We start from the raw sequence: 7,071 nt of genomic DNA on the forward strand, positions 1-7,071 counted from the left end.
GATATTAGATAAAAGTTTTTTATCGGATTAAGGAGAGATAGAAATGATTTTCAAGGTATATTATCAGGAATCCAAGACAGAGGTACCGGTTAGAGAAAAAACAAAAACTATTTTTGTGGAAGGCGATTCTGAAAGAGACGTTCGCAAAAAGCTGGCTGACCGCAACTATAATATTGAATTTGTAGCATCTGTTCAAGGAGATTTCCTGGAATATGAAAAACAAAGTGAAGACTTTAAAGTATTGGAGATTGAGTAATTTATGAAATTTGTTAAAAATGATCAAACAGCCGTTTTCGCCCTGGGCGGACTTGGCGAAATCGGAAAGAACACTTACGCGGTTCAATTCCAGGATGAAATTATCCTGATTGATGCCGGAATCAAATTCCCGGAGGACGAGCTTCTCGGAATCGATTATGTTATTCCTGATTACACTTACTTAGTTAAAAACGAAGACAAGATAAAGGGATTATTTATTACCCACGGACATGAAGACCATATTGGAGGAATTCCATACCTTCTAAGAGAAGTCAACATACCGGTATACGGCGGAAAGCTGGCTCTCGGGCTCCTGAGAAATAAACTTGAAGAACACGGTCTATTAAGACAGACCACTCTTCATGAAATCAAGGAAGACGATATCATTAAATTCAGAAAAACTTCCGTGACTTTCTTCAGGACAACTCATAGTATTCCTGATTCTTATGGAATCGTTGTCAAAACACCGCCAGGACAAGTTGTTCATACCGGGGACTTCAAATTTGATTTTACCCCTGTAGGAGAACCTGCCAACCTGACGAAAATGGCAGAAATCGGTAAAGAAGGCGTCCTTTGCCTGCTTTCCGACAGTACAAACAGTGAAATACCTGAATTCACCATGTCTGAACGCCGAGTTGGCGACAGCATTCATGACATCTTCCGCAAGGTTGAAGGACGGATTATCTTTGCCACATTCGCTTCTAATATCCACCGTCTTCAGCAGGTGACTGAAGCAGCCGTTACAAATGGCAGAAAAATTGCTGTCTTTGGCAGAAGTATGGAAGCAGCCATAAATATCGGACAGGAACTAGGATATATTCAGGCACCTAAAGATACCTTTATTGATGCACATCATATTAACAGACTACCAGCGAACCAGGTGACCATTCTTTGTACAGGAAGCCAGGGAGAGCCAATGGCGGCCCTTTCTAGAATTGCTAATGGAACGCATCGCCAGATACAGATCATTCCTGGTGACACTGTTGTATTCTCTTCTTCACCTATTCCAGGGAACACAATCAGTGTCAGCAGAACGATTGACAGACTTTCCCGTGCAGGCGCCGAAGTCATTTATGGTAAATTAAGCGATATTCACACATCCGGTCATGGCGGCCAGGAAGAACAGAAACTTATGCTTCGTTTAATAAAGCCCAAATTCTTCATGCCGATTCATGGTGAATACAGAATGCAGAAAATGCATGCCAAATTGGCTGTAGATTGCGGAGTGGAAGAAGAGAACTGCTTTATCATGGATAATGGTGAAGTTCTGGCTCTCAGCGAAGATTCTGCTCAGGTAGCCGGAAAAATCCCGTCTGGGTCTGTCTATATTGATGGAAGCGGAATCGGTGACATCGGAAATATTGTTTTGCGAGATCGCCGCATTCTTTCTGAAGAAGGTTTAGTGGTTGTCGTAGTGAGCATTAATATGAAGGATTTCAAGATTGCTGCAGGACCTGACTTAATTTCCCGCGGATTTGTTTATATGAGGGAATCCGGAGATTTAATCAATGATGCACAAGCACTCATCTCAAAACACCTTAGCAAGGTAATGGAACGCAGGACAACTCAATGGTCAGAAATCAAGAATGAAATTACTGATACTCTTGCACCATTCCTTTATGAAAAAACAAAGCGCCGTCCAATGATTTTGCCGATCATCATGGAAGTTTAAAAGATCCCAAGAGCTATAAAAATATACTAAAAAAGGCTGTATCGCTCAAATGAGAGATACAGCCTTTTGCCTATTAAGACATCACTTTCTTTTCAAACCGGTTGATGTCCACGTCTGCTCCAATAACAATAAGAATATCGTCAAATTGTATTTTTTCATTCGCCTGCGGAGAAACGATAATTTCATTTTTTCTTTTAATTGCAACAATGTTGATTCCGTACTTTGCCCGGATATCCAGATCAATAATGCTGTGGCCGGCCAATTTTTCATTAGCCACGATTTCTACTATGCTATGTTCATCAGAGAGTTCCAGATAATCCAGTACATTATTTGAAACAATACTATGGGCAATCCTTCTGCCCATATCCCTTTCAGGATGAACAACATGATCGGCTCCTATTTTCCTCAATACCTTAGCGTGATAATCGTTTTGCGCCTTAACCGTAATCTTATTAACTCCCACCTCTTTTAAAATCAAGGTAGTCAGGATAGAGGCCTGAATATTGTCTCCAATCGCTACAATAACATGGTCAAAATTGCGTATTCCCAAACTCTTGATTACGGATTCGTCAGTGGTATCGCCAACTACTGCGTGCGAAGCAACTCTCGCAAATTCATTCACGCGGTCTTCATTAACATCAATCGCCATAACCTCCATACCTTCTTCAGCAAGAGCATGGCAGATGCTTCCTCCAAAACGTCCAAGCCCGATAACGGCAAATTCTTTCTTCATCCTATCTTCCCCCAGCAAAGTTAGCAATATAGACAATAATACCATAATAGCACACACAGGAGTATAGCGATTAGACATTACTTAAGGACAAAATAAAACCTCCGCCCGGAGGTTTTTTGTTCATTAAATTGCTTCAAGCATATTGTATTGTGCCTTAACCAAATGAAAATATTCATTTTTCGCATTCATCAATTCCTCATGATTACCTTGCTCTAAAATATTTCCATGATCGAGCACGAAGATTTGATCAGATTCCCGGATCGTGGACAGCCTATGGGCGATAATTATGGCTGTTCTGCCCTTCAAAAGTGTCTTTAAAGCCTGCTGGATCTTCATCTCTGTCTCTGTATCAATACTTGCAGTAGCTTCATCAAGTATAAGAATACGCGGGTCTGCAAGCAAAGCGCGGGCAAAGGAGAGCAGCTGCCTCTCTCCGACCGATAATATATTCCCTCTTTCCTCCACTTCGGTTTCATATCCCTTTGAAAGTTTTTCAATGAATCCATGTGCACCGACTGCTTTGGCTGCTTCCGCTACTTCTTCATCCGTTGCATCAGGCCTGCCAAAACGGATGTTATCGCAGATTGTGCCGGAAAATATGAAAGTATCCTGCAGCACGACACTGATTTGCTTGCGCAAACTTGATAAAGAAACATCCTGTAAATCATAGCCATCAATTTTTACAGTACCTCCAGAGGGATCATAAAAACGGCTGATTAAGTTCGCTATCGTTGTTTTTCCAGATCCTGTATGACCGACAAGCGCTGCTGTCTGCCCCGCTTTTATCTCAAGTGAAACTCCATTTAGGGCTGTTCTTTTTTCATCGTAAGAAAAAATGACATTCTCAAATTCTATCTTGCCTTCTATCTCCTGCAAATTCACAGCATTGTTCCTTTCTGATACGATTGGCTGCTCATCAAGAAATTCAAAGATTCTTTCAGAGGAAGCCATGCCCATGAGCAGCTGGTTATAAACCATACCAAGCCGGGAAATAGGCTCCCAGAACATCCCTAAATAAAAGGCAAAAGAAACAAAGACGCCGATCGATATTGACCCGGTCTGAATCAGATGGGCCCCAAACCAAATCAGTACAGCGGTACCCAGGGCATTGGTCAATTCAACCAGCGGCCTGAACATAGCATTCTTCTGGGAGGCAACCCTCCAGCTTTCAAAGTTCTCCGTATTCACACCATCAAAGAATGCCATATTCTCTTTTTCCTGTGTAAAAGACTGGGTAATCCTGATACCCTGAATACTCTCATTTAAGTGAGAATTCAATTTGGATTGTTTTAACCGGACAGTTTGCCAGGATCTGCGGATATTTCTCCGCAAACTGGTTGAAATAAAAAACATGATGGGCAGGATGACCATTATTGCCAGAGTCAGTTCAGGACTTAGTGTAAACAATATAATAAAAATCCCTGCCAGCATGATCAAATCCATCAGCAGATTTATGACTCCATTTGTAAAAAGCTCCTGGAGAGAATTAATGTCATTCATGATCCTTACCAGTATGGACCCTGCCGAACGCTGATCAAAAAAACGATGTGAAAGCGTCTGTACGTGTGTAAATAAATGTTTTCGAAGATCATAAATAACACTTTGTCCGAGCTTATTCATCCATTTAATCCTGAAATAGTTTGCAGCATATGAAATCGTGTAAAGTGATGCAATCAATGAGACCAGGACGGCAAGCAGCCGGCCGTCTTTTTCAATTAACGCTTTATCTAACGTATACACACCGATCAAGATAGGAATAATCAGTCTGACTGCCGTATTTATTAATACCATTATAATGGAGAGAGGAAGTAAATTTTTTCTGTATGGCTCCATATAACTGAATAATCGCAGCATCTGCTTCCAATTAAATGGCTTCTCGATCACTTCGTCAGCAGAGTATTGGAACCTGTTTAACACTTTGTCATTTTCCGGTTTAGATTTTTTCAAGTACCCACCTCCTAGCCTGCATTTGATTGGAGAACCTTATCCCGGTCCTGATATTGAATATCGTAAATCCGCTGATAGGGACCATTGTTTTTAAGCAGCTTTTCATGTGTTCCCCGTTCAGCCACTCTCCCGTTCTCAAGCACAAGTATTTCATCTGCATGCTTAAGGGAAGAAATCCGGTGGGCAATGATAAACGCAGTTCGATCAGCCATTCCTTCTTTCAATGCTTTTTGTATCATGAATTCAGTTTCCATATCCACAGCGCTTGTTGCATCATCCAGAACTAAAATGCTGGGATCTGCACAAATAGCCCTTGCTATCGCAATCCTTTGCTTCTGGCCGCCTGAAAGCCCCATGCCCCTCTCGCCAAGAACGGTATCGTATTGATCAGGAAGCTCCATGATAAATTCATGAGCCTGCGCACGTTTGGCAGCTTCAATAATTTCCTCCATGGTTGAATCTGGCTTCCCAAATGCAATATTCGCTTTAATCGAAGAAGAAAACAAGAAAGATTCCTGAAGTACAAAGCTGATGTTACTTCTCAGAGACTGAAGAGAGTATTCCTGCACATTTATCCCATCAATCATCACTTTACCTTCAACCGGCTCATAAAATCTTGTCATAAGCTGTGTTAAGCTCGTTTTACCTGATCCCGTAGAGCCGATTAATCCAATCACCTTTCCCGGCTCTGCATGAAAAGAGATATTCGATAAAGCGTCATTGTCATCCTTCGTATATTTCAGGGTAACATTGCGGAATTCCACCTCACCCTGCAAACGCTCTGCCTTAACACATGAATCGATATCCTCAATCTCATTATCTGCTTCAAGGATCTCAATGAGCCGCTCTCCGGAGGCTTTTGACTGTGAAAATAGGTTAACAATAAAGCCTAAGTTCATAATGGGCCACATAATATACCAGACAAGGCTGTAAAAGGCGACAAGTTCTCCTGGATTCAGACTGCCGGCCATAACAAGATAACCGCCATAAGCCAGAAGCAGTACAACACTTAAATTGCCCAGAAACTCCATTAACGGAAAGTATTTGGCCCAAATATCCGATGTAAAGAGATATTTATCCTTATAATCACTGTTAGAGTCATTGAATTTATTAATCTCAAAATCTTCCCGCGATAATGACTTCACCGTATTAATTCCGCTTATATTCTCCTGAACTTTTGTATTCAGGCGCCCGAATGATTTCCGGATGCCCCGGAATGCCGGATGCACAGCTTTGTCGAATTTAAAGGTGACTACTGCCAGAAAAGGCAGGGTGATAAGTGTGACAAAAGCCAGTGGAACAGAATAATAAAACATGACCGACATACTGATGAGGATCAATAAACAAAAACGAATGAGTTCAGAAAATCCGAATGAAAGAAAGAACCGGAATCCCTCAACATCTGCAGTAAGCCGGGACATTAAATCGCCTGTTTTCGCATTGTCATAATATCTGAAAGGCAGAAACTGCAGTTTTTCATATAGTACATTTCTAAGCTTATAGACCGATGTGATTCCAAATAAATCACCGGTGTACTGATGGATATAAGTCGCTGCCCCCTTTACGCCCATTATGGCAATAAAGCCTAAAGCCAAATAGGGTATCCACCCATAATTCCCTCCAATGACAACTTCATCAATTGTCACCTGCAGGATCACTGGATACACAACCGTTATAGCTGTCACGATAAATAAAAAAAATATGGACCAAATAAAGTAATGTTTAAATGGCCAATAATATTGCTTTAACTTTTTAAATGTTTCCATCTGCATACCCCCTATTAATTTGCGGAAAAATCCGAAAAGTTAGAACGTAATATTAAATATATCGAGTTTCGAAGTATTTTTCCACCCCTTTTTGTTTGATTTTTCACTTTTTTCAAAATCAATCTTATAAGTACTCAGCTGTTTTATTCCCCAATATTTTCTCTGGCATTGCATTTGCTGGAAAGGCAAATTGGTGTAGGCGATTATGTAACAACTGGAAGCTACTCAGGAATAGTGGAGCAAATTGGATTAAAGACCACTCAAATCCGAGGGTTTGACGGAACTTTGCATTATCTGCCCAACCGGGAGATTACCAGTCTGAGCAACCATTCCCGCGGCAAAATGCGCGCACTGATTGATATAGGAATCTCTTATGATGACAATATTGATGAAGCTATCACAGTCCTTCAGGAAGCATGTGACAGGATTGCTGAAGAAAACCAGGCAATTGTTGAAGGACCTAATGTGATCGGCGTACAAACATTAGGCTCCTCTGATGTTGTATTAAGAATCATTGCCAAGACAGAAAACATGGAACAGTGGGCTGTCGAACGGCAGCTTAGAAAAGCGCTGAAGGAAGCTTTGGAAGCTAACGGGATTGAAATTCCATTCCCCCATCAGGTGCTGATACAAAAACAGGCAGGAACAGATAGTGCCGCCGGATAAAGTGAAACTTCAATCAGTGGGGATTATCTTTA

General features: G+C 41.2%; 5 protein-coding genes and 1 pseudogene. 3 read left to right on the forward strand and 3 right to left on the reverse strand.

All coding sequences use genetic code 11. The annotated features are described in order from the left end of the window. Positions 1-43: 43 nt before the first annotated feature. A complete protein-coding gene (locus BFI01S_RS20350) occupies positions 44-256 on the forward strand; it encodes a DNA-dependent RNA polymerase subunit epsilon (RefSeq protein WP_035328587.1) in 213 nt (70 codons plus the stop codon). A gap of 3 nt (positions 257-259) precedes the next feature. Then, positions 260-1,927 (forward strand): ribonuclease J1, encoded by a 1,668-nt coding sequence (gene rnjA, locus BFI01S_RS20355; protein WP_061794222.1) that lies wholly within the window; start codon positions 260-262, stop codon positions 1,925-1,927. A gap of 73 nt (positions 1,928-2,000) precedes the next feature. Here the strand turns inward: rnjA and BFI01S_RS20360 are convergent, their stop codons facing one another. The 3 genes from BFI01S_RS20360 to BFI01S_RS20370 form a co-directional block, all read right to left on the reverse strand. Continuing rightward, complete coding sequence (locus BFI01S_RS20360; protein WP_061794223.1) at positions 2,001-2,660, reverse strand: potassium channel family protein; 660 nt, start codon at positions 2,658-2,660, stop codon at positions 2,001-2,003. A 123-nt stretch (positions 2,661-2,783) separates the two neighbouring features. Beyond that, positions 2,784-4,607, reverse strand: a complete 1,824-nt coding sequence (locus tag BFI01S_RS20365; RefSeq protein WP_061794224.1) for an ABC transporter ATP-binding protein — start codon at positions 4,605-4,607, stop codon at positions 2,784-2,786. An 11-nt stretch (positions 4,608-4,618) separates the two neighbouring features. Next, the gene (locus BFI01S_RS20370) at positions 4,619-6,373 is read right to left on the reverse strand and encodes an ABC transporter ATP-binding protein (protein WP_061794225.1); all 1,755 of its coding nucleotides are present in this window, start codon (positions 6,371-6,373) and stop codon (positions 4,619-4,621) included. 174 nt (positions 6,374-6,547) lie between these two features. On the opposite strand from BFI01S_RS20370, the pseudogene BFI01S_RS20375 reads away from it, so the two are divergent. After that, a pseudogene (locus BFI01S_RS20375) lies at positions 6,548-7,039 on the forward strand (mechanosensitive ion channel family protein); the annotation flags it as partial. Between the last annotated feature and the right edge of the window lie 32 nt (positions 7,040-7,071).

This window comes from Cytobacillus firmus NBRC 15306 (genome assembly GCF_001591465.1).
Classification (GTDB): Bacteria; Bacillota; Bacilli; order Bacillales; family Cytobacillaceae; genus Cytobacillus; species Cytobacillus firmus.